Source organism: Parvibaculum sp. (assembly GCF_039973015.1).
Taxonomy (GTDB): Bacteria; Pseudomonadota; Alphaproteobacteria; order Parvibaculales; family Parvibaculaceae; genus Parvibaculum.
The window spans coordinates 1-21,376 of the sequence record NZ_JBDWLT010000010.1 but is presented as its reverse complement, the minus strand read 5'-3'; the positions used below and the strand labels follow the sequence as shown (position 1 = coordinate 21,376).

Below are 21,376 nucleotides of genomic sequence, written 5' to 3'. Positions count from 1 at the left end.
CGTTTTCCGCGTCACGCCGCCCCCGCGAGCATCTTCGCCGGGTCGAGATCGCCTTCGTAGTCGAGCGCGGCCGCGCCCGTCATGTAGATGTGGTTGTCGGCTTCCCGCCACTCGACGGTGAGGTCGCCGCCGGGCAGGCTCACCGTGATCTTGCGCTCCGTCTTGCGGCGGCGGATCGCGGCGACAGTGGAGGCGCAGGCCGCCGTGCCGCAGGCCTTTGTCAGCCCGACGCCGCGCTCCCAAGTGCGCAGCTTCAGATGCGTGGGCGAGAGAACCTGCGCCACGGAAATATTCGCGCGCTCGGGAAAGAGCGGATGATGTTCGAGCATCGGGCCGATGCGGTCGAGCTCGATCGCGTCAGCATCGTCGACGAAGAAGACCGCATGCGGATTGCCGACATTGACGACGCCCGGCGAATGCATGATCGGGTTTCCAAGCGGGCCCACCTCAAGCTCGATGCCGCGCGTATCCCGGAATTCTTCCGATAGCGGGATCTGGTCCCACTTCAGGCGCGGCTCGCCCATGTCGACTGTGATGTCCTCGCCATCGGCGCGGGTCGCGACCGTGTCGCCGCCCAGCGTCTCGATTGTGACGGCGTCCTTGCCGGTCTCGTCGAGGATCAGCCTGCCGATGCAGCGCGCGGCATTGCCGCAGGCTTCCACCGTGCCGCCATCCTGATTGCGGATGCCCATGAAGGCGTCGCCGCCGTTCCGGGGCTCCTCGATGGTGATGAGCTGGTCGCAGCCCACGCCCTTTTCCCGGTCGGCGATGGCGCGCGCCAGCGCATCGGTGAGCGCAAGCGGCTCCCGGCGCAGGTCCAGCACGACGAAGTCGTTGCCGAGGCCGTTCATCTTCAGAAAATGATGCGTCGTGCGGGTCATGATGCGGGCATATATGGCCCTTTTTGGCCGCTTGTGCCAGTAGTTGAGGAAAAGCGGAAAGACGGGGGGAAAATGAGGGGCATCATGGTTTGGGCGCTTGGTCTTGCGGCGGCGGTTCTGGTCCTTGCGGGCATTGCCGGGTTCTTGTGGGTGAACCGGCTGTTTGAGGCGCCGGAGGCCACGCGCGTCGCATCGCTTGCTGTCGAACTCGGCGCGACACGGGTCATGACCGTCTTCGCTCATCCCGACGACGAGCAGCTTGCGAACGGGCTCATCACCTCGGCCAAGGCGGGCGGCGCCTATGTCGCGCAGGTGACGGCGACGCGCGGCGAGGCGGGAACGCAGGTGCCTGTGGTCGCCCGGCAGCGCGATCTCGGCATTATCCGCCATGCGGAAGTGCTGAAAAACGGCTTCGCGCTGGGCATCGACGAACAGGAAGTCTGGGATTACCCCGATGGCGGGGTGCCGGAGGTGCCGATGGAGGAACTGGTCGGCCGCGTGGCCGAGGCCATGACGCGCTACCGGCCGGACCTCGTCGTCACTTTCTGGCCTGCCAGCGGGGCCACCGGCCACAAGGACCACATGCGGATGGGTCTCGTGGCGGAGCAGGCGATTGCCCGGCTCAGGGCCGGGGTCGGCGATTATCGCGGTCCCCGCCACATCGCCTATGCGCTGACGCCGCCGCGCGCCATGGCGCGGCTGGCCGGGGAAACGGGGCGTTTCGTGGTCGAAAACCAGCCCGCGCCCACCCATGCGGTGCCCGGCAACACGGCGTCCAAGCTCAAGGGCTGGGAAATCCACGCGTCTCAGGGCGATTATGTCCGCCGGGCCTATGGCGTCCCCGCCCGCCTCCTCTATCTCGTCTGGGACAAGGAGTTTTATGCATTGCGGAATGCCGCCGATATCGGGAAGGAAGACTGATGGAAAGCCTCATGCCGCTTGCGTATGAAGTCGCGGAATTGCTGAAGAAAAGGGGTGAAACCATCGCCCTGTCGGAAAGTTCGATGGGCGGGCTCGTGTCTGCCGCGCTGGTCGCCCAGCCCGGCGCCTCCGCCTTCTATCTGGGCTCGACCGTCATCTATACGCGGGGCGCCGCGAAGGCGCTCTACGACCTCAAGGGGCCGCCTGCGCCTGACGTCAAACCCTTGACCGAGCCCTATGCCGCCGCGATGGCGGAGGTTGTGCGTGAGAAGTTCCGGGCTACATGGGCGATCTCGGAAATGGGGGCCTCCGGGCCTTCCGGCTCGCCTTACGGGCCGGGGCCGGGCACGGCGGTGATCGGGCTCGCAGGGCCTCATCCCGCCTCGATCACCGTCAGTACCGGCTCTGCCGACAGGGCCGCCAATATGCGGGCCTTCGGGGAGGCGGCGCTCCGGCTCATCCTCGAAACATTGACAGAATAGCGGACAGACCCTAGTTTCCGCGCAAGTTTTTCGGGACATTGTTGCGCCCCGACCCGCCCGAGGCATTGAGCCCGGGTCAACTTCCGCCGGCGATATTCGCTCGCGGAAGCGTTTTTTCTTTGTGTTACAGGGATTTAGAGCAGACGTGTTCGACAATCTGACAGGCCGCCTCGGCGACGTTCTTTCCAAGCTCAAGGGCCGCGGCTCTCTGGGCGAGAAGGACGTGGACGAGGCCATGCGCGAGGTGCGCCGGGCGCTCCTCGAGGCCGATGTCGCATTGCCGGTCGCCAAATCCTTCATCGACAAGGTGCGGACACGCGCCATCGGGCATGAAGTTCTGAAGTCGGTCACGCCCGGCCAGCAGGTCATCAAGATCGTTCATGACGAACTGGTGGAAATGCTGGGCGGCGCGGAAGCCGACACCTCGATCTCCTTGCGCGCGGCAGCCCCGGTCGTCCTCATGATGGTCGGCCTGCAGGGGTCCGGTAAAACCACCTCGACCGCCAAGATCGCCAAGCGCCTCACCGCGCGCGACAAGCGCAAGGTCATGATGGCGTCCCTCGATACGCGCCGTCCCGCCGCGCAGGAGCAGCTCAAGGTTCTCGGCGAGCAGGCCGGCGTCGCGACGCTGCCCATCGTTGCCGGGCAGCAGCCCGTGGCCATTGCCAGGCGCGCCGTCGAGGCCGCGCGTCTCGGCGGCTTCGATGTGCTCATGCTCGATACGGCGGGCCGTATCCATATCGACGAAGAGCTGATGGGCGAGGTTGCGGAAGTGCGCGACGTCGCCAATCCGCATGAAACGCTTCTCGTCGCCGACAGCCTGACCGGTCAGGACGCGGTCAATGTCGCCGAACAGTTCAATGCCCGCATCGGCGTTACCGGCATCGTGCTGACGCGTGTCGACGGCGACGGACGCGGCGGCGCCGCGCTTTCCATGCGCGCCGTCACCGGCGTTCCGATCAAGTTGCTCGGCACCGGCGAAAAGATGGACGCGCTGGAGGATTTCCGCGCCGACCGCGTCGCGGGCCGCATTCTCGGCATGGGCGATGTCGTCAGCCTTGTCGAGAAGGCCGCCGAGAGCTTCGATACGGAAAAGGCCGAGAAGATGGCCGAACGGCTCCGCAAGGGCCAGTTCGACCTCGACGATCTCGCCGAACAGCTCCGCCAGATGGGCCGCATGGGTGGCATGAAGGGCCTGCTCGGCATGTTGCCCGGCGTCGGCAAGGCGCAGATGCAGGCCGCCCAGGCGCATATGAATGACGGCACCATCAAGCGCCAGATCGCCATTGTCACCTCCATGACGAAGGCCGAACGCGCGAACCCGAAGCTCCTCAATGCGAGCCGCAAGAAACGCGTTGCGAAGGGGTCGGGCACCGAGGTGCAGGAAATAAACCGCCTTCTGAAAATGCACCGTCAGATGGCGGACATGATGAAGGCGATGGGCCGCCAGAAGGGCGGCATGATGTCGAAGCTTTTCGGCGGTGGCGGCGGTGGTCAGATGCCGGACCTGCCCCCCGAACTCGCAAACGATCCGAAGGCGCTGCAGAAGGCGCTTTCGTCCGGCGGCGGTTTGGGCGGCGGCCTCCCCAAGGGCATGGGCGGGGGGCTTCCCGGGCTTCCCGGCTCCGGCATGGGTGGCATGCCGCCGGGTCTTCCGGGGCTTCCCTCGGGCAAGAAGAAAAAGTGATTAGAGAAATATCCGTTTACGGATGAACTGATTTCCGGCCCGAACGATCGGCCGGACTACTTGAAAGGTAAGACAAGATGGCTCTGAAAATCCGGCTCGCGCGTGGCGGTGCCAAGAAGCGCCCCTTCTATCGCATCGTGATCGCCGATACGCGTTCGCCCCGCGATGGGCGCTTCATCGAGAAGATCGGCACGTTCAACCCGCTGCTCCCGAAGGACAATGCGGACCGTATCGCTCTCGACGTCGAGCGTGCGAAGCACTGGCTCTCCGTTGGAGCGCTGCCGACCGACCGCGTGTCCCGCTTCCTGAGCGAAGCCGGCCTCTTCACGCGTGAAGCCCGCAACAACCCGAACAAGGCGAAGCCGAAGGCGAAGGCGCAGGAGCGTCTCGAAGCGGCGCGCATGGCGGAAGAAGAAGCCGCCGAAGCTGCGAAGGCCGCTGCCGAAGCACCCGCCGAGGAAGCGCCCGCAGAAGAAGCCCCTGCCGGGGAAGCTCCCGCGGAAGAGGCGCAGGCGTAATCACGCTTGCGCGTCGCACCGATGGGTGACGGGCGGGAAAAAAGGGTCTGTCTGGGTGTGGTCACGGGCGCACATGGTGTGCGTGGCCTCGTCCGGGTGAAGCCCTTCACGGAAACGCCGGACGGTGTCGCCGCCTACGGGCCGGTCGAGACGAAGGACGGCGCAAGGCGCTTCGCCATTGCGGCGAAGGGCATGGCGAAGGATCTCGTCATTTGCCAGCTTGAAGGCATTGCCGACCGCGATGTGGCGGCTGCGCTCAGGGGCACGGAGCTATATGTGCCGCGCGAGCGCCTGCCGGAAGCGGATGAGGACGGGGAAGGCTGGTATCACGCCGACCTCATCGGTCTTCGGGTGGTGGGCACGGATGGCAAGGTCTATGGCCTTGTCGCCGGGGTCGAGAATTTCGGGGCGGGCGACCTCCTCGAAATCGCGCCCGATGAAGGCGGCGAGACGGTGCTGATGAGCTTCACGGACGAAAACGTCCCTGAAGTCGATATCGAAGGCGGCAAGGTCGTGATCGACCCGCCTCTGGGTACCTTCGGCGACGATGCGGCGGAGGCGGATAATGAGTGAAGGCTGGTCCGCAACCGTGCTGACGCTCTTCCCGGAGATGTTTCCGGGGGCCTTGGGCGTTTCGCTCGCAGGCCGGGCGCTGGAGGCGGGGACATGGGCGCTCGACGCCGTGGATATCCGCTCCTTCGCGACCGACCGGCACCGCTCCGTGGACGATACGCCGGCAGGCGGCGGTCCGGGCATGGTGATGCGGGCGGATGTCGTGGCGGCGGCGGTCGATGAGGTCCACCCCGAGGGGGACCGGAGGCCGCTGATCTATCTGAGCCCCCGGGGGGCGCCCTTGACCCAGAAACGGGTCAGGGAGCTTGCTGCGGGGCCCGGCGTGGTCCTTCTCTGCGGCCGTTTCGAGGGGCTCGATCAGCGGGTCATCGAGGGACGGCAGATGGAGGAGATCAGCCTCGGGGATTTCGTCCTTTCGGGCGGGGAACCTGCGGCGCTCGCCCTTCTCGATGCCGTGATCCGGCTTTTGCCGGGGGTCATGGGCAGCGATGCGTCCGGCGAGGATGAGAGTTTCGAAGGCGGGCTCCTTGAGTACCCGCACTATACGCGGCCCCAGAACTTCGAGGGCCGTGAGATACCGGCGGTTCTCACCTCCGGCGATCATGCGAAGGTTAACGCGTGGCGCCGGGAGAGGGCCGAAGAGACAACACGGCAAAGGCGGCCCGATCTCTGGGAGAAATTTCTCCGGAAAAGGCCCTAAGACAGTCGCCAATGCCCATTATTTATGTTAGGGAAGCGCGCTTCCGGGCCGGGATGTCCCGACAAAGCCCAGAACGCCTTCATATCCGAGGTTGAGACCCATGAATATCATCGAGCAGCTCGATCAGGAGCAGATGGAAGCTCTTGCAAGCGGCAAGACCATTCCCGACTTCGCACCGGGCGATACGCTCCAGGTCAATGTGAAGGTTGTCGAAGGCACCCGCGAGCGCGTGCAGGCCTATGAAGGCGTTTGCATCGCCCGCTCCGGCGGCGGCATCAACGAGAACTTCACGGTTCGCAAGATTTCCTACGGCGAAGGTGTGGAGCGTGTTTTCCCGCTCTATGGCCCGCTTCTCGACAGCATCAAGGTTCTGCGCAAGGGCCGGGTGCGTCGTGCGAAGCTTTATTACCTGCGCGGTCTGCGCGGTAAGGCCGCCCGAATTACCGAGAAGCAGGACAAATCCCGCTTGAAAGAGAAGACTGGCGCAGCCTGATTTCGTCCGCATAACGCGGAGACTGTCTCGAAAAGCGGGCAGGGCGCCGAAGCGCCCGGGCCCGCTTTTTTGTTGTGCGGCGACGGAATGATTATCTGACATAAAGCAAAGAACGCGGCGGTCCGTAATCCGCCGGAAGAGAGAGAAGCAAATGGCACCTCGCACAATGCCCCGAACCATGTACGACAAGATCTGGGATGCGCATCTCGTGGAGATGGCGGAGGACGGCACCGGCCTCCTCTACATCGACCGCCATCTCGTGCATGAGGTCACAAGCCCGCAGGCTTTCGAGGGCCTGCGCATGGCGCATCGCAAGGTTCACGCGCCCCTGAAGACGCTCGCCGTCGCTGACCACAACGTGCCGACGACCGACCGTTCCAAGGGCATTGCCGACGAAGAGAGCCGCATCCAGGTCGAGACGCTTGAGCACAATGCGACGGATTTCGGCGTCGAATATCTCCAGATGTCCGATATCCGTCAGGGTATCGTTCACATCGTGGGCCCCGAGCAGGGCTTCACGCTGCCCGGCACCACCATCGTTTGCGGCGACAGCCACACCTCCACGCATGGCGCCTTCGGCGCGCTGGCGCATGGCATCGGCACGTCCGAGGTCGAGCATGTGCTCGCGACTCAGACGCTGATCCAGGCCAAGGCGAAGAACATGCGGATCAACGTGGTGGGCAAGGCGCCGGAAGGCTTCACCGCGAAGGATATCGTGCTCGCCATCATCGGCGAGATCGGCACGGCGGGCGGTACCGGCTATGTCATCGAATATGCGGGCGAGGCGATCCGCGACCTTTCCATGGAAGGCCGCATGACCGTCTGCAACATGACGATCGAAGGCGGTGCCCGCGCCGGTCTCATTGCGCCGGACGAAAAGACCTATGCCTATCTCGAAGGCCGCCCGCGCGCGCCCAAGGGCAAGGCGTGGGAGATGGCGGTCGAATACTGGAAGACGCTGCCCTCCGACCCGGATGCGGTGTTCGACAAGGAAATCACCATCGACATCGCCAACCTGCCGCCGCTCATCACCTGGGGCACGAGCCCGGAAAACGTCATCAAGATCACGGACCGCGTTCCCGATCCGAAAGACGTGCACGACGAAGCGCATGCGAAGTCGATGCAGCGCGCGCTCGACTATATGGGGCTCAAGCCCGGTACGCCGATCAATGAAGTAAAGATCGACCGCGTCTTCATCGGCTCCTGCACCAATGGCCGCATCGAGGATCTGCGCGCCGCTGCCGTCATCGCCGAAAAGGCGATCAAGGCGGGCCGCAAGGTTGCGCCGACCGTCAATGCGATGGTCGTGCCCGGCTCCGGCCTCGTGAAGGAGCAGGCGGAAAAGGAAGGTCTCGACAAGATCTTCCTCGAAGCGGGCTTCGAATGGCGCGAGCCCGGCTGCTCCATGTGCCTTGCCATGAACGCCGACAAGCTCGAACCCGGTGAACGCTGCGCTTCGACATCGAACCGCAACTTCGAAGGCCGTCAGGGCCGCGGCGGACGCACGCATCTCGTCTCGCCCGCCATGGCGGTCGCGGCGGCGATCGAAGGCCATTTCACCGATGTGCGCGAATTCGGGAACTGAGGAAACGCAGATGGAAAAGTTCAACAAGCTCACAGGCGTTGCGGCGCCGCTGCCGATCATCAATGTCGATACCGACATGATCATCCCGAAGCAGTTCCTGAAGACGATCAAGCGCACGGGTCTCGGCAAGAACCTCTTCGACGAGATGCGTTATGACGACGACAAGAACGAGATCCCCGATTTCGTGCTCAACCAGCCCGCCTACCGGAATGCGCAGATCCTCGTCACCGGCGAGAATTTCGGCTGCGGCTCGTCGCGCGAACATGCGCCCTGGGCGCTGCTCGATTTCGGCATCCGCTGCGTGATCGCGCCGAGCTTTGCCGACATCTTCTACAATAACTGCTTCCAGAACGGCATTCTGCCCATCGTTCTGCCGCAGGAAGAAGTCGACAAGCTGATGGACGATGCGGAGCGCGGCTCCAACGCCGTCGTCACCGTCGATCTCGAAGCACAGGAAATCCGCGGGCCGGATGGCGGCGTCATCACCTTCGACATCGATCCCTTCCGCAAGCATTGCCTGCTCGAAGGTCTCGACGGCGTCGGCCTCACGCTGAAGAAGGAAGCGGAAATCGCAACCTTCGAAAAGAAGCTCGAAGCCGAACAGCCCTGGCTCTGATCGCCACCGACACCTCTTAAAAGAAGAAGCGTAATGACAAGAAACATCCTCATCGTCGCCGGCGACGGCATCGGCCCGGAAGTCATGGGCGAAGTCGAGCGCGTCATCGGCTGGTTCAACGACAACCGCAAGTTCGATGCGAAAGTCGAGAACGAGCTTGTCGGCGGTTGCTGCTATGACGCGCATGGCGTCGCGGTGACGGACGAGACGGTCGAAAAGGCGAAGAAGGCGGATGCCGTTCTCCTCGGCGCGGTCGGCGGGCCGAAATGGGATGATGTGCCTTACGAGGGCCGTCCCGAAGCGGGCCTGCTTCGTCTCAGGAAGGATCTCGAACTCTTCGCGAACCTTCGCCCCGCGCTTTGCTTTGCCGCGCTCGCCGATGCCTCGTCGCTGAAGCGCGAGATCGTCGAGGGCCTCGACATCATGATCGTGCGTGAGCTCACGGGCGGCGTCTATTTCGGCGAGCCGAAGGAAATCACCGATCTCGGCAATGGCGAGCGACGCGGCGTCGATACGCAGGTCTATACGACGAGCGAGATCCGGCGCATCGCGGAGGTCGCCTTCGATCTCGCGAAGAAGCGCGACAATCGCGTCATGTCGGTCGAGAAGCGCAACGTGATGAAGTCCGGTGTGCTCTGGTACGAGGAAGTTGCAAAGCTTCACAAGGAGAAGTTCGCGGATGTGAAGCTCGACAACATGCTGGCCGATAATTGCGCTATGCAGCTTGTCCGCAATCCGAAGCAGTTCGACGTCATCGTGACGGACAACCTTTTCGGCGACGTGCTCTCCGACATCGCCTCCATGCTCACGGGCTCGCTCGGCATGCTGCCCTCCGCCTCGCTCGGCGCGAAGGATGCGTCGGGCAAGGCCTGCGCCATGTATGAGCCGGTGCATGGCTCCGCGCCCGACATTGCGGGCACGGGGGCCGCAAACCCCATCGCCTCCGTCCTCAGTTTCGCCATGGCGCTGCGCTACACCTTCGAGCTCGGCGCGGACGCCGATCTGCTCGAAAAAGCCGTCGACAGTGTGCTGGCCGATGGCTTGCGCACCGGCGACATCATGCAGCCGGGCATGAAAAAGGCCAGCACGAAAGAGATGGGCGACGCGATCCTCGCCGCCCTCACCAAACTGAACGGATAAGCCGCTCGCCTCCCCCTTGCGGGGAGGCCCAAAAATCGTCGGGAAGCGCGATTTTTGGGGTGGGGGTCCGCAGGGCTCGACAAGCCCGGTGAGATTTGCGGGTCGGTACGGCGCCGAGCCCCCACCCGGGAAATCCGCTTGATCGCGAATTTCCCGACCTCCCCGCAAGGGGGAGGTGAAGATGTGGCCAAGCTTCGTTCCATGCCAGAATGCGAGCTATGGCAGATGAGCGGGCGCGCTATTTGAGACGAAACCAGACGGAGGCGGAGCGGAAGCTCTGGCTCTATCTGAAGGGCATGAAACACGAGGGATTCCATTTCCGGCGGCAGTGTCCGGTCGGCCCCTATGTCGCCGATTTCCTCTGTTACTCGGCGCGGATCATTGTCGAGGTCGATGGAGGCCAGCACGGAATGGATGCCGGGATTGAGCATGACCGGCGCCGCGACGAATGGTTTGAGAAGAACGGCTTTCGTGTTCTCAGATACTGGAACGCCGACGTGCTTGGAAATACCAAAGGTGTGATGGAGACGATCCTGAGCATCGTGAATGAAGGCAAGAGTTCCTGACCACTATTGGCGGGACACTGGAGAGACATCATGGGCTACAAGGTTGCCATCCTCGGTGCCACGGGCAATGTGGGCCGGGAAATGCTGAATATTCTCGCGGAGCGCGAGTTCCCGGCGGATGAGGTCGTGGCGCTCGCGTCGCGCCGCAGCCAGGGCACGGAAGTGTCCTATGGCGAGCGAAACCTCAAGGTGAAGGCGCTCGAAACCTATGATTTCGAGGGCACCGACATCTGCCTCATGGCGACATCGGGCGAAATGTCCGCCGAATGGGCGCCGAAGATCGCGGCCAAGGGCTGCGTCGTTATCGACAATTCCTCGAAGTGGCGCATGGACGCCGACGTGCCGCTCGTCGTGCCGGAAGTGAACGCTTCGGCAATAGCGGGCTATACGAAGAAGAACATCATCGCCAATCCGAATTGCTCCACGGCGCAGCTCGTCGTCGCGCTGAAGCCGCTGCACGAGGCGGCCGGCATCCGCCGTGTCGTCGTCTCGACCTATCAGTCGGTCTCGGGCGCGGGCAAGGAAGCGATGGACGAACTCTTCACGCAGACGCGCGCCATTTTCGTCAATGACGATATCGAGACGCATAACTTCACCAAGCAGATCGCCTTCAACGTCATTCCCCATATCGACGTCTTCATGGAAGACGGCCAGACGAAGGAAGAATGGAAGATGACGGCGGAGACGAAGAAGATCCTCGATCCGAAGATCAAGGTCACGGCCACCTGCGTGCGTGTGCCCGTTTTTGTCGGGCATTCGGAGGCAGTCAATATCGAGTTCGAGCGGGCGATCTCGGACGAGGAGGCGCGCGACATCCTGCGCGAGGCGCCGGGCTGCCTCGTCGTCGACAAGCATGAGGATGGCGGCTATGTCACGCCCATCGAATGCGTTGGCGAATATGCGACCTATATCAGCCGAATTCGCGTCGATCCGACCATCGAGAACGGTCTGAACATCTGGGTCGTCTCGGATAACCTGCGCAAAGGCGCGGCACTCAATGCCGTCCAGATCGCGGAAATTCTCGGCGCGCGTTATCTCAAGAAGGCGGCCTGAGAACATACCGTTCTGCGCCCCTGTTGCATTCTCGCGTACAGGGGCGCGGACATTCCTCCGTCCACTGATGGTGAGGCATTAACCTTCCGATAAATCATGCACAAAATATGTGCAGGGTTTCCGGGCCTTTTTTCGCCTTCCTTTTCTGTACCCCGATAAAAAATTTACCTTTCACCTCGATACTCCCTCTGTCACGTCGGACAGCCGGGGGCGAGTTGTGGGTAGTGCTGCGCAGTCGATAGATACAATCTGGGTCTTGGTTTGCACCGTTCTGGTCTTGCTGATGCAGGCCGGATTCGTCTGCCTTGAAACAGGCCTTGTGCGGGCGAAGAATTCCATCAATGTCGCCATCAAGAATGTCCTCGACTTCTGTGTGGCGGGAATCGGCTTCTGGCTTGTGGGCTTCGGGCTCATGTTCGGCGCCAGCTATGCGGGCCTTGTCGGCAGTTCCGATTTCGCCTTCGAGGTTCCTGCGGGCGGTACGGTCAATACCGCCTGGATCATGGTCTTCTTTTTCTTCCAGCTCGCCTTCTGTTCCACCTCCACGACCATCGTGTCGGGCGCGGTTGCGGAGCGCATGAGCTTTCGCGGCTATGTCATCACCGCCGCCATTCTTTCCATGATGATCTATCCCGTCTTCGGCCACTGGGCCTGGGGCGGCATCTTCGAGGGCGAGGCGGCCGGCTGGCTCGAACGGCGCGGCTTTGTCGATTTTGCCGGTTCTACCGTGGTTCACAGTATCGGCGGCTGGATCGCGCTTGCCGCGATCCTCGTGCTCGGGCCGCGCATCGGCCGCTTCGGATATGGCGGCAAGCGGATTGAACCGCATGACATGCCGTTGGCAACGCTTGGCATGTTCCTGCTCTGGATCGGCTGGTTCGGGTTCAATGGCGGCTCCACGCTCGCGCTGAATGCGAGCGTGCCGAACATTCTCGTCCACACCATGCTGGCGGCGGCGGCGGGCGGTATCGCCGTCACGAGCGTGAGCTGGGTGCGCAAGGGGCTGCCCGATGTGCAGAGCGCGCTGAACGGTATTCTTGCGGGCCTCGTCGCCATCACCGCCAATTGCCACATCGTCACCACGAGCAATGCGGTTCTTATCGGCGCGGGCGGCGGACTTGTGTGTTATGCGGCAAGCGCGCTTCTGGTGCGGCTTGAAATCGACGATGCGGTCGATGCCGTGCCGGTTCATCTCGCCGCCGGTATCTGGGGCACGCTTGCGGTTGCGCTGCTTGGCGATGCCTCGCTCTTTCCCGCTGGGCATACGCGGGTTGAGCAGTTCGGCGTTCAGGCGCTCGGGGTTGCCGCCGCCGGCTGCTTCGCCTTCGGCGTTTCCTATGTCGTCCTTCGTATCGTTGACCGCTTCCTGCCGCTTCGTGTTTCGTCGGATGCCGAGCGTGTCGGCCTCAATATTGCCGAACATGGCGCCTCTTCCGCGCTGCTCGATGTGCTGGGCGCGATGGAGGGGCAGGCCGCGCGCGGCGATTTCTCCAGGCCGCTTCATGTCGAGCCCTTCACGGAAGCAGGCGAGATGGCGAGCCGCTACAATCTCGTTCTCGACAAGTTCAACAGCGAGGTGCGCATTCGCGAGCGCACGGCCAACGAGTTGCGCGATGCGCGCGACGTGGCCGAGCTTGCCAACGCCTCCAAATCGCAATTCCTCGCCAATATGAGCCATGAGTTGCGCACGCCGCTCAATGCGATCATCGGCTTTTCGGAAGTCATGAACGGCGAGTTGTTCGGGCCGATCGAGAACGAGCGCTACAAGGATTATGTCGGCGACATCCACAAATCCTCCAGCCATCTTCTCAGCCTCATCAACGATATTCTCGACCTCTCCAAGATCGAGGCCGACCGCTACGAGCTTTACGAAGAAGAGCTTGAGGTGTTCGACGTCGTTGCGAGCTGCGAGAAGATGATGCGTCACCGCTCCGAGGAAGCAGGCGTCAATCTCGTCGTCACGGTCGAGGAGGGCTTGCCGCTTCTCATGGCCGACAAGCGGGCGCTTCGCCAGATCGTGCTCAATCTCGTCTCGAATGCGGTCAAGTTCACGCCCAAGGGCGGCAATATCGAACTGGCTGCCTTCCTGGAACCCGATCATCGCATCGCCTTCCGGGTCGCCGATACGGGCATCGGCATGGAGAAGAAGGACATTCCAGTCGCTTTCGAGCCCTTCCGCCAGATCGGCAAGGAAAGCTCGGTCTATTCGACGGAGGGGACGGGCCTCGGCCTGCCGCTCACCCGGGCGCTTGCCCGGATGCACGGTGCGACCCTCGTCATCGAATCCGAGCCCGGCCTCGGCACCACCATCACAATCCGCATGCCGCATGAGCGCACCATGCTTGCGGAGCAGAAGATCGCCAGTTAGGCGCTTGCGCTCCGCATCGCCCGGATACTTCACAATGGTGCTTCACTTTTGACCCTTCACAGGACGCGCGCACCTTTATAGTGTCCCCTCGCAATCCCCGCGAAGGAGACAGTTTCATGGCCGATATCGCCGCCCGCCCGCGTCGCAGCGTCCTTTACATGCCGGGTTCCAATGCCCGCGCGCTCGAAAAGGCGAGGGGGCTTCCCGCCGATGCGCTGATCCTCGACATGGAAGACGCGGTTGCGCCGGATGCCAAGGACGAGGCGCGGGCCCAGGTTTGCGCCGCCGTCAAGGAAGGCGGTTATGGCAAGCGCGAGATCGCGATCCGCGTGAACGGGCTCGATACGCCCTGGGGCGCGGACGACATCAAGGCCGCCGTCGCCGCCGGGCCGGACGCGATCCTTGTGCCGAAAATCAATTCCGCCGCCGATGTGGAGCGCGCCGAGGAGGCGCTTAACGATGCGGGCGCCAAGGGCAATATCCAGCTCTGGTGCATGATCGAGACGCCGCTCGCGACGCTCAACATCCAGTCGATTGCGCAAAAAGCGAGAGAGCCGGGCTCCCGCATGTCCGTCTGGGTCATGGGAACGAACGATATCGCGAAGGAGTTGCGCGCCGCGCATACGCCGGACCGCACCCCGATGATGACCTCGCTCGGCCTCGCGCTCGTCGCCGCGCGCGCCTATGGTCTCGTCATTCTCGATGGCGTCTATAACGACATCAAGAACGAGGAAGGCTTCGCCGCCATCTGCGAGCAGGGCCGCGACATGGGCTTTGACGGCAAGACGCTGATCCACCCCTCGCAGGTCGGGCCTTGCAACACCATCTTCTCGCCGGACCCGGAAACGGTTGCCTTCGCGCGGAAAACCATCGAGGCGTTCGAGCAGCCGGAGAACAAGGGCAAGGGCGTGCTGAAAGTGGATGGCCGCATGGTCGAGATCCTGCACGCCGAAATCGCGAAGCGCACCGTCGCCATCGCGGATGCAATCGCGGAGCTTGAAAAAGCGAGCTGACGGGAGAGACCGATGAAGAGCAGCAGCCTTGGAACGGGCATCGCCTGCGGCGTGGCCATCGGCACCGGCATCGGCACCGCGATGGACGATATGGGTGTCGGCATCGCACTCGGCATCGGTATCGGCATTGCGCTGGGTATCGCCTTCGACGGCGCACGAAAAAAGAATGGAGACGGCGAATGACCGCGAATGCCAAGACAAACGAAGGCAACTATTTCGAGGACTTCAAGGTCGGGCAGGTGCTGCGCCACGCCACGCCGCGCACGGTCACGGAAGGCGATGTCGCGCTTTATCAGGCGCTGTTCGGTTCGCGCTTCGTGGTGCAGTCTTCCGCCGAGAGCGCGAGGGCGGCGGGCTACAAGGGCGCGCCCGTCGACGACATGCTCGCCTTCCATATCGTCTTCGGGAAAACCGTGCCGGATGTCTCGCTCAATGCGGTGGCCAATCTCGGTTATGCCGATTGCCGTTTTCTGAAGCCCGTCTTTCCCGGCGACACCCTCTCGACGGAATCGAAAGTGATCGGCCTCAAGGAAAACTCGAATGGCGAGACGGGTGTCGTCTATGTCCGTTCCGAGGGCCGCAATCAGGCGGGCGAGATCGTCCTCGAATATGTGCGCTGGGTGATGGTGCGCAAGCGCGACAAGGCCTCTCCCGCGCCGGAAGAAGATGTGCCGCATTTGCCCGCCGCTGTCGGCGCGGAGCATCTTTCCGCGCCCGCGGGCACCTCGTTCAGGAATTTCGACACGGTCGCCTCGGGTTCGCCCCATCTCTGGGACGATTATGAAAAGGGCGAGCGGATCGACCATGTGGACGGCATCACCATCGAGGAAGCCGAACACATGATGGCCACGCGGCTCTATCAGAATACCGCGAAGGTTCATTTCAATCAGTATACAGAAGGCAAGGGCCGCTTCGGCCGCCGCCTCATCTATGGCGGCCATGTCATCTCGCTTGCCCGGGCGCTTTCCTTCAACGGTCTCGGCAATGCCGTTTTAATAGCGGCCATCAATGGCGGCCGCCACGTCGCGCCCTGTTTCGCCGGCGATACGGTCTTTGCCTGGTCGGAAATTCTCGACAAGGCGGAGGTGAGGGGGCGCAATGATCTGGGCGCGCTCCGGGTTCGTACATTTGCGACGAAAGATAAACCTTGCGGTGAGTTTCCCGGTCCGCAGGAAAAAGGCTATGAGGATGGCGTTATCCTCGATCTCGATTATTGGGTACTCATGCCGCGGCGTTGAGCGGAGCATCGGGCGCCCGGTTTTAAGCGCCGGTTCAGCATCCGGTGAAACACTCGCGGGCAAAGGAGCAGAGCCATGCTTTCCTCTGAGACGGACGGGCGGGCAAATTCCTCGCAAGCTGCACCGATGCGCTCGCCGGAGAGCGTCGCCTTCGAGGATGCGTGGAACGCGTCGCGAGGCGGTCTCGTCGTGCCGCCGCGCAGCGCCATCGATCTTCGCCGCTTCGCGCCTTTCGCACCCTGGTTCGCCATCATCGAGCCCGACCCGAATGCGGTCGTGCTTCCCTTCCGTCTTACCGGTTCGGGGTTTCGCGATTTCTTCGGCCAGGATCTGACCGGCGTCGATTATCTGACGCTCGCCGATCCCGCGATCCGGCAGCATGCCTATGATTGCGTCATGGCCTGTCTCGATACGCCTTGCGGGCTCTGGCAGTCGACGCCCGCGACCACGGCGGAAGGCGGCTCGATCAATTACGAATACACGATCCTGCCGATTTCCAAGCAGGACAGCGCCGTCGACCATATCGGCATCTTCGTGAATTTCGAGGCGAAGCCCTTCGACGATCTGCCGGGCCTTGCCCGCATCGAGCGCTCGACCGTCTGGCAATGGCTCGATATCGGTCATGGCGTACCGCCCGCCTCGCTCACCGATGGCGCCCCGCTCGGCTGAGCCTCACAGGTCTCCCGGATAGATATAGGCAAGCGTCGCGAGGCAGATGGCGACGAGCTTTTCCGCGCCCTTCCCGTCCTCGCAGAAGACGCGAGTCTCCACCACGCATTGCCGCCGCCCCGCCTTCACCACCTCGCCGCGCGCCAGCGCGCGTATGCCGAGCGCGGGCCGCACGAGGTTCAGCTTGTATTCCGAGGTGACGAGGCTCACCGCGCCTGCCGGCAGCATGGTCGAGGCGGCGCAGCCGCTGGCATTGTCGGCGAGATAGCCGATCACGCCGCCATGAATATAGCCGTTGTTCTGGGTGAGGTCGGGCCGGTTCTCCACCGTCAGTTCCGCCCGTCCGGGTTCCACCTTGCCCACCTTCGCCCCCACCAGCATGGAGAAGGGCTGCTCCGTCAGCACCCGCGTCACCCGGTCGAGCGGCGACTCACCGTCCGGCAGGAGACCGGGAATCGTTCCTGCACTCATATCTGCACTCATGGCGTCATCCTCGCTGGCGAAGTCATGACGCATCCTGCGCGCACTTTGTTGCGAAGGCTTCGCAGTTTCATGCAAAGCATGTTGCGGCGACGCCTTTGCCCCAGCGTTTTCGGGCTCTTTTCGCTTTCGTGTTTCTTGCAAAGGCTTTTGCGCGGGTCCCGTTTGCGTTCCTTTTCCATGACAGCGTCAGGGTATTTGCCATGAACGCCGCCGCGCGATAAACAACGGGACAACACATGCGGGTCCGTCCGGGCCCGCCGTTCTTCTTGTTGCCCGAACGGGGTTCTTCGGATGGCTGAACAGCGACAAGCCGTAGAGAGGCCGCTCTCTCCGCATCTCCAGATCTATCGCGTCACGATCACCATGGCGATGTCGATCCTGCATCGCATCGTTGGCGTCGCGCTTTACGGCGGCACGGCGCTTGTCGCCTGGTGGCTGATCGCCACGGCCTCGGGGCCGGATGCCTATGCCGTCTTCCAGTCGGCCGCCGGCTCATGGCTCGGCCAGCTCGTGCTGATCGGTTTCACCTGGGCGCTGCTGCATCATCTCTTTGGCGGCATCCGCTATCTCCTGTGGGACGAGATCGTTGCGACCTCGCCGAAGGCCGCCGACGTGATCTCCTGGATTGCGATCGTTGCCGCGCTGGCGGGCACTGTTCTCGTCTGGGCCGTCATCTTCTCCATGCGGGGGGTAATCTGATGTCCGCAGCGAAAAAGGATATGCGCACGCCGCTTGGCCGCGTTCTCGCGCAGGGTTCGGCGAAGTCCGGCACCGGCGATCATATCCGCCAGCGCATCACGGCGGTGGCGATGGTGCCGCTCGCGCTCTTCTTCACCGGCTTCCTCGTCGCGCTGACCGGCGCCGACTACGAAACCGCGCGGAGCTGGCTCGGCAATCCGTTCGTTTCCATTGCCGCCCTTCTCCTCGTCATTGCGGCGATCATGCATATGCGTATCGGTATGCAGATCGTCATCGAAGACTATGTGACGGGCGCCTTGCTGCGCAGCATCGCCCTTATCGCCAATTTCTTCTTCGCCTATGCCGTCGGTCTCGCCTGCGTCTACGCAGTCGTGAAGATCGGCTTCGGCGCCTGATCCCGTTCCTTTAAAAACGTCGAGACCACGTCATGACGGCTGCTTACGAGTTCCACGATCACACATTCGACGTCGTTGTCGTCGGTGCCGGCGGTGCCGGCCTTCGCGCCACGCTTGGCTGCGTCGAGAAGGGGCTTCGCACCGCGAACATCACCAAGGTGTTCCCGACCCGCAGCCACACCGTTGCGGCGCAGGGCGGTGTTGCCGCCTCGCTCGGCAATATGGGCCCGGATGACTGGCGCTGGCACATGTATGACACGGTGAAGGGGTCGGACTGGCTCGGCGACCAGGACGCCATCGAATATCTTTGCCGCCAGGCGCCGGAAGCCGTCTACGAACTCGAACATTTCGGTGTGCCCTTCTCGCGCACCGAAGACGGCCGGATCTATCAGCGGCCCTTCGGCGGCATGACCACGAATTTCGGCGAAGGCATCGCGCAGCGCACCTGCGCCGCCGCCGACCGTACCGGCCATGCGATGCTGCACACGCTTTACGGCCAGTCGGTCCGTCACAATGCCGAGTTCTACATCGAATATTTCGCCATCGACCTGATCATGGATGCCGATGGTGCCTGCCGTGGCGTCGTCGCGCTCGACATGGCGACCGGCGAAGTCCACCGCTTCCGCGCCTCGCTCGTCATTCTCGCGACGGGCGGCTATGGCCGCGCCTATTTCTCCGCCACCTCGGCGCACACCTGCACGGGCGACGGCAATGCGATGGTGCTGCGCGCCGGCCTGCCGCTTCAGGACATGGAGTTCGTCCAGTTCCACCCGACCGGCATTTACGGTGCGGGCTGCCTCATCACGGAAGGCTCGCGCGGCGAAGGCGGCTATCTCACCAATTCCGAGGGTGAGCGCTTCATGGAGCGTTATGCGCCCTCGGCGAAAGACCTCGCCTCGCGCGATGTCGTCTCGCGCTCGATGACGGTCGAAATCCGCGAGGGCCGCGGCGTCGGTCCGAACAAGGACCACATCTTCCTTCATCTCGACCATCTGGACCCTGCGATCCTTGCCGAGCGCCTTCCGGGCATTTCGGAGAGCGCGCGCATCTTCGCGGGCGTCGACGTCACGAAGGAGCCGATCCCGGTGCTCCCCACCGTCCATTACAACATGGGCGGCATCCCGACGAACTTCCACGGCGAAGTGCTGACGCTCAAAGACGGCAACCCGGATACGGTCGTGCCGGGCCTGATGGCGGTTGGCGAAGCGGCCTGCGTCTCGGTTCACGGCGCGAACCGTCTCGGCTCCAACTCGCTGATCGACCTCGTGGTCTTCGGCCGCGCGGCGGGGCTTCGCGCCGCCGAGCTCGTCGAGCCGGGCCAGCGCCAGCCGGAACTTCAGAGCGGTTCGGGCGAGATGGCGATTGCGCGCCTCGACAAATATCGCAACGCCAAGGGCTCGACGCCCACCGCCGAACTTCGCTTGCAGATGCAGCGCGCCATGCAGGAAGACGTCGCTGTGTTCCGTACCGGCGAGACGTTGCAGTCGGGCGTGAAGCGCGTGGCGGAGGTTCATGCGGCCATGCCGGACCTCAAGGTTTCCGACCGCTCGCTGATCTGGAATTCGGATCTCATCGAGACGCTCGAATTCGACAATCTCATCGTGCAGGCGACCGCCACCGTGAATGGCGCGGTCAACCGTCAGGAAAGCCGCGGCGCCCATGCCCGCGAGGACTTCCCCGATCGCGACGATGCGAACTGGATGAAACACACGCTGTGCTGGGTGGACGATTCGAGCGGCAAGCCGACCATCGACTACCGTCCGGTTCACGCCTACACGCTTTCAAACGACATCGACTACATCAAGCCAAAGGCGCGCGTGTACTAATTCGCGCATGAGGGTCTAGATCATGGTTCAGTTCACACTGCCGAAAAATTCCAAGATCACCGAGGGCGAGACCTTCAAGGCCGCGCCGGACGCGAAAAACGTGAAGCGTTTCCGCGTCTATCGCTGGTCGCCGGACGACACATCGAACCCGCGCATCGACACCTACGAGATCGATCTCGACAAGTGCGGGCCGATGGTTCTGGACGCGCTCATCAAGATCAAGAACGAGGTCGACCAGACGCTGACCTTCCGCCGCTCTTGCCGTGAAGGCATTTGCGGTTCCTGCGCCATGAATATCGACGGCGCGAACACGCTGGCCTGCACCAAGGGCATCGACGAGGTGAAGGGCGACATCAAGATCTACCCGCTGCCGCACATGCCGGTGATCAAGGATCTCGTGCCCGACCTCACCAATTTCTATGCGCAGCACGCCTTCATCGAGCCCTGGCTGCAGACGAAGTCGCCGACGCCGGAGAAGGAATGGCGCCAGAGCCATGACGACCGCGAGAAGCTCGACGGACTTTACGAGTGCATTCTCTGCGCCTGCTGCTCGACGTCCTGCCCGTCCTACTGGTGGAACGGCGACCGCTATCTCGGCCCCGCCGCGCTGCTCCAGGCCTATCGCTGGCTCATCGACAGCCGCGACGAGGCGACGGGCGAACGTCTCGACGACCTCGAAGACCCGTTCCGCCTCTATCGCTGCCACACCATCATGAATTGCGCGAAGGCCTGCCCGAAGGGTTTGAATCCGGCCAAGGCCATCGCGGAAATCAAGAAGATGATGGTGGAGCGTCAGGCCTGAGGTCTCCGTGGCGCGGCTCGTTCCGCTCTGCGCCAGCTATTCAATGGCAGAGGTCGCCTGCCTGCGCTCCATGCTCGCCGCCTACGGCATACCGACAATGGTCAGCGGCTATTGGCATGTTCGCAATGACTGGTTTCTCGTCTTTGCGTTCGGGGGTGTGCATCTCCACGTCTTCGATCACCATGCTGCGGCTGCCCAGGCCCTGATCGTTCCCGTCGAAGACTATGTCGACGACCTCGAATCCGAACCGCGAGCCCTGCTGCGCTCGCCGTTTCGCGTTCTCGCCGCGTTGGTCATCTACTTTTATACCGGCGCGCCGATGCCGCTCTGGGTCACCAAGCGTCGATTCCTGTCGGAGCAGGGCTAGGCTGCCTCCGGGCGGCTTTCGTCTTTCTCCGCGCCTCCCCACCCAGAGGTGTCATCCCGGCGAAGGCCGGGACCCATTGGTTCCCTCAGCAAGAGCGGTTTGACCGTGGCGTTCGCGGCGGGCGCGGTCACGCAACATCGTGATCTTCGGCAAGCTGATTTGCGAGTGGGTCCCCTGAGTTCACAAACGAAGTGCAACACCAGCTTGGGCTTAAGGTGTTGCGATGGGGCACAAATACAAGCAGTTCACTCTGGAAGACCGGTGCGAGATTGCCCGCCTACGTGGCGAAGGGCGCTCGATC

Annotated in this window: 24 protein-coding genes; 22 read left to right on the top strand and 2 right to left on the bottom strand. The window is 63.1% G+C overall.

Translation table 11 applies throughout. The features are described from left to right. Nucleotides 1-11 precede the first annotated feature (11 nt). The gene (gene dapF, locus ABJO61_RS11315; protein WP_348323235.1) at nt 12-881 is read right to left on the bottom strand and encodes a diaminopimelate epimerase; all 870 of its coding nucleotides are present in this window, start codon (nt 879-881) and stop codon (nt 12-14) included. An 84-nt stretch (nt 882-965) separates the two neighbouring features. Here dapF and ABJO61_RS11310 point away from each other — a divergent pair, with 84 nt between their 5' ends. The 17 genes from ABJO61_RS11310 (at nt 966) to ABJO61_RS11230 (ending at nt 16,503) form a co-directional block, all read left to right on the top strand. Further along, the gene (locus ABJO61_RS11310) at nt 966-1,802 is read left to right on the top strand and encodes a PIG-L family deacetylase (RefSeq protein WP_348323234.1); all 837 of its coding nucleotides are present in this window, start codon (nt 966-968) and stop codon (nt 1,800-1,802) included. Beyond that, complete coding sequence (locus tag ABJO61_RS11305; RefSeq protein WP_348323233.1) at nt 1,802-2,284, top strand: CinA family protein; 483 nt, start codon at nt 1,802-1,804, stop codon at nt 2,282-2,284. Before ABJO61_RS11310 ends, ABJO61_RS11305 begins: the two co-directional genes overlap by 1 nt. A 145-nt stretch (nt 2,285-2,429) precedes the next feature. Beyond that, nucleotides 2,430-3,971 carry a signal recognition particle protein gene (gene ffh, locus ABJO61_RS11300; RefSeq protein WP_348323232.1) on the top strand — a complete coding sequence of 514 codons (1,542 nt, stop codon included), beginning with the start codon at nt 2,430-2,432 and terminating at the stop codon, nt 3,969-3,971. A gap of 77 nt (nt 3,972-4,048) precedes the next feature. Next, on the top strand, nt 4,049-4,489 hold the full coding sequence (rpsP, locus tag ABJO61_RS11295) for a 30S ribosomal protein S16 (RefSeq protein WP_348323231.1): 441 nt from the start codon (nt 4,049-4,051) through the stop codon (nt 4,487-4,489). A gap of 6 nt (nt 4,490-4,495) precedes the next feature. After that, nucleotides 4,496-5,062, top strand: a complete 567-nt coding sequence (gene rimM / locus ABJO61_RS11290) for a ribosome maturation factor RimM (RefSeq protein ID WP_348323230.1) — start codon at nt 4,496-4,498, stop codon at nt 5,060-5,062. Next, on the top strand, nt 5,055-5,762 hold the full coding sequence (trmD, locus tag ABJO61_RS11285) for a tRNA (guanosine(37)-N1)-methyltransferase TrmD (protein ID WP_348323229.1): 708 nt from the start codon (nt 5,055-5,057) through the stop codon (nt 5,760-5,762). The genes rimM and trmD overlap by 8 nt, the downstream gene beginning before the upstream one ends. 100 nt (nt 5,763-5,862) lie before the next feature. After that, nucleotides 5,863-6,255: a 50S ribosomal protein L19 gene (gene rplS, locus ABJO61_RS11280; protein ID WP_348323228.1), complete on the top strand. Its 393-nt coding sequence runs from the start codon at nt 5,863-5,865 to the stop codon at nt 6,253-6,255. A 151-nt stretch (nt 6,256-6,406) separates the two neighbouring features. Beyond that, complete coding sequence (gene leuC, locus ABJO61_RS11275; protein ID WP_348323227.1) at nt 6,407-7,840, top strand: 3-isopropylmalate dehydratase large subunit; 1,434 nt, start codon at nt 6,407-6,409, stop codon at nt 7,838-7,840. 10 nt (nt 7,841-7,850) lie between these two features. Beyond that, complete coding sequence (leuD, locus tag ABJO61_RS11270) at nt 7,851-8,456, top strand: 3-isopropylmalate dehydratase small subunit (protein ID WP_348323226.1); 606 nt, start codon at nt 7,851-7,853, stop codon at nt 8,454-8,456. Between the two features lie 33 nt (nt 8,457-8,489). Continuing rightward, nucleotides 8,490-9,596 carry a 3-isopropylmalate dehydrogenase gene (gene leuB, locus ABJO61_RS11265; RefSeq protein ID WP_348323225.1) on the top strand — a complete coding sequence of 369 codons (1,107 nt, stop codon included), beginning with the start codon at nt 8,490-8,492 and terminating at the stop codon, nt 9,594-9,596. Nucleotides 9,597-9,814: 218 nt separating this feature from the next. Next, nucleotides 9,815-10,162 carry a DUF559 domain-containing protein gene (locus tag ABJO61_RS11260; protein ID WP_348323224.1) on the top strand — a complete coding sequence of 116 codons (348 nt, stop codon included), beginning with the start codon at nt 9,815-9,817 and terminating at the stop codon, nt 10,160-10,162. 30 nt (nt 10,163-10,192) lie between these two features. Further along, nucleotides 10,193-11,215 (top strand): aspartate-semialdehyde dehydrogenase, encoded by a 1,023-nt coding sequence (locus ABJO61_RS11255; RefSeq protein ID WP_348323223.1) that lies wholly within the window; start codon nt 10,193-10,195, stop codon nt 11,213-11,215. A gap of 217 nt (nt 11,216-11,432) precedes the next feature. Next, entirely contained in the window at nt 11,433-13,583 is a 2,151-nt protein-coding gene (gene amt, locus ABJO61_RS11250) for an ammonium transporter (protein ID WP_348323222.1), read from the top strand. 116 nt (nt 13,584-13,699) lie between these two features. Next, nucleotides 13,700-14,596, top strand: coding sequence for a CoA ester lyase (locus ABJO61_RS11245; protein WP_348323221.1), 897 nt, complete (start codon nt 13,700-13,702; stop codon nt 14,594-14,596). Between the two features lie 12 nt (nt 14,597-14,608). Beyond that, a complete protein-coding gene (locus ABJO61_RS11240; protein WP_348323220.1) occupies nt 14,609-14,779 on the top strand; it encodes a hypothetical protein in 171 nt (56 codons plus the stop codon). Beyond that, nucleotides 14,776-15,834, top strand: a complete 1,059-nt coding sequence (locus ABJO61_RS11235; RefSeq protein WP_348323219.1) for a MaoC family dehydratase — start codon at nt 14,776-14,778, stop codon at nt 15,832-15,834. Before ABJO61_RS11240 ends, ABJO61_RS11235 begins: the two co-directional genes overlap by 4 nt. A gap of 75 nt (nt 15,835-15,909) precedes the next feature. Beyond that, nucleotides 15,910-16,503: a PAS domain-containing protein gene (locus tag ABJO61_RS11230; protein WP_348323218.1), complete on the top strand. Its 594-nt coding sequence runs from the start codon at nt 15,910-15,912 to the stop codon at nt 16,501-16,503. 3 nt (nt 16,504-16,506) lie between these two features. On the opposite strand, the gene ABJO61_RS11225 is transcribed toward ABJO61_RS11230, so the two are convergent. Then, nucleotides 16,507-16,986 (bottom strand): PaaI family thioesterase, encoded by a 480-nt coding sequence (locus ABJO61_RS11225; RefSeq protein WP_348323217.1) that lies wholly within the window; start codon nt 16,984-16,986, stop codon nt 16,507-16,509. A gap of 291 nt (nt 16,987-17,277) precedes the next feature. Between ABJO61_RS11225 and sdhC the strand changes: the two genes are divergently transcribed. Genes sdhC through ABJO61_RS11200 form a run of 5 tightly spaced genes read left to right on the top strand, consistent with a single transcriptional unit; the run spans nt 17,278 to nt 21,075 of the window. Continuing rightward, nucleotides 17,278-17,685 carry a succinate dehydrogenase, cytochrome b556 subunit gene (gene sdhC / locus ABJO61_RS11220; RefSeq protein ID WP_348323216.1) on the top strand — a complete coding sequence of 136 codons (408 nt, stop codon included), beginning with the start codon at nt 17,278-17,280 and terminating at the stop codon, nt 17,683-17,685. Next, a complete protein-coding gene (sdhD, locus tag ABJO61_RS11215; RefSeq protein ID WP_348323215.1) occupies nt 17,685-18,080 on the top strand; it encodes a succinate dehydrogenase, hydrophobic membrane anchor protein in 396 nt (131 codons plus the stop codon). The genes sdhC and sdhD overlap by 1 nt, the downstream gene beginning before the upstream one ends. A gap of 32 nt (nt 18,081-18,112) precedes the next feature. After that, nucleotides 18,113-19,906: a succinate dehydrogenase flavoprotein subunit gene (gene sdhA / locus ABJO61_RS11210; protein ID WP_348323214.1), complete on the top strand. Its 1,794-nt coding sequence runs from the start codon at nt 18,113-18,115 to the stop codon at nt 19,904-19,906. A gap of 22 nt (nt 19,907-19,928) precedes the next feature. Beyond that, nucleotides 19,929-20,708 (top strand): succinate dehydrogenase iron-sulfur subunit, encoded by a 780-nt coding sequence (locus ABJO61_RS11205; RefSeq protein WP_348323213.1) that lies wholly within the window; start codon nt 19,929-19,931, stop codon nt 20,706-20,708. A gap of 7 nt (nt 20,709-20,715) precedes the next feature. Continuing rightward, nucleotides 20,716-21,075, top strand: coding sequence for a hypothetical protein (locus ABJO61_RS11200; protein WP_348323212.1), 360 nt, complete (start codon nt 20,716-20,718; stop codon nt 21,073-21,075). The last annotated feature ends 301 nt before the right edge of the window (nt 21,076-21,376 follow it).

Coding starts and splice junctions, on each gene's coding strand:
- sdhD (WP_348323215.1), top strand. CDS start 17,685: ATGTCCGCAGCGAAAAAGGATATGCGCACGCCGCTTGGCCGCGTTCTC.
- ABJO61_RS11225 (WP_348323217.1), bottom strand. CDS start 16,986: ATGAGTGCAGATATGAGTGCAGGAACGATTCCCGGTCTCCTGCCGGAC.
- ABJO61_RS11235 (WP_348323219.1), top strand. CDS start 14,776: ATGACCGCGAATGCCAAGACAAACGAAGGCAACTATTTCGAGGACTTC.
- rpsP (WP_348323231.1), top strand. CDS start 4,049: ATGGCTCTGAAAATCCGGCTCGCGCGTGGCGGTGCCAAGAAGCGCCCC.
- ABJO61_RS11310 (WP_348323234.1), top strand. CDS start 966: ATGGTTTGGGCGCTTGGTCTTGCGGCGGCGGTTCTGGTCCTTGCGGGC.
- ABJO61_RS11240 (WP_348323220.1), top strand. CDS start 14,609: ATGAAGAGCAGCAGCCTTGGAACGGGCATCGCCTGCGGCGTGGCCATC.
- leuB (WP_348323225.1), top strand. CDS start 8,490: ATGACAAGAAACATCCTCATCGTCGCCGGCGACGGCATCGGCCCGGAA.
- ABJO61_RS11230 (WP_348323218.1), top strand. CDS start 15,910: ATGCTTTCCTCTGAGACGGACGGGCGGGCAAATTCCTCGCAAGCTGCA.
- dapF (WP_348323235.1), bottom strand. CDS start 881: ATGACCCGCACGACGCATCATTTTCTGAAGATGAACGGCCTCGGCAAC.
- trmD (WP_348323229.1), top strand. CDS start 5,055: ATGAGTGAAGGCTGGTCCGCAACCGTGCTGACGCTCTTCCCGGAGATG.
- ABJO61_RS11255 (WP_348323223.1), top strand. CDS start 10,193: ATGGGCTACAAGGTTGCCATCCTCGGTGCCACGGGCAATGTGGGCCGG.
- ABJO61_RS11260 (WP_348323224.1), top strand. CDS start 9,815: ATGGCAGATGAGCGGGCGCGCTATTTGAGACGAAACCAGACGGAGGCG.
- ABJO61_RS11305 (WP_348323233.1), top strand. CDS start 1,802: ATGGAAAGCCTCATGCCGCTTGCGTATGAAGTCGCGGAATTGCTGAAG.
- sdhA (WP_348323214.1), top strand. CDS start 18,113: ATGACGGCTGCTTACGAGTTCCACGATCACACATTCGACGTCGTTGTC.
- ABJO61_RS11245 (WP_348323221.1), top strand. CDS start 13,700: ATGGCCGATATCGCCGCCCGCCCGCGTCGCAGCGTCCTTTACATGCCG.
- leuD (WP_348323226.1), top strand. CDS start 7,851: ATGGAAAAGTTCAACAAGCTCACAGGCGTTGCGGCGCCGCTGCCGATC.
- leuC (WP_348323227.1), top strand. CDS start 6,407: ATGGCACCTCGCACAATGCCCCGAACCATGTACGACAAGATCTGGGAT.
- sdhC (WP_348323216.1), top strand. CDS start 17,278: ATGGCTGAACAGCGACAAGCCGTAGAGAGGCCGCTCTCTCCGCATCTC.
- rplS (WP_348323228.1), top strand. CDS start 5,863: ATGAATATCATCGAGCAGCTCGATCAGGAGCAGATGGAAGCTCTTGCA.
- ABJO61_RS11205 (WP_348323213.1), top strand. CDS start 19,929: ATGGTTCAGTTCACACTGCCGAAAAATTCCAAGATCACCGAGGGCGAG.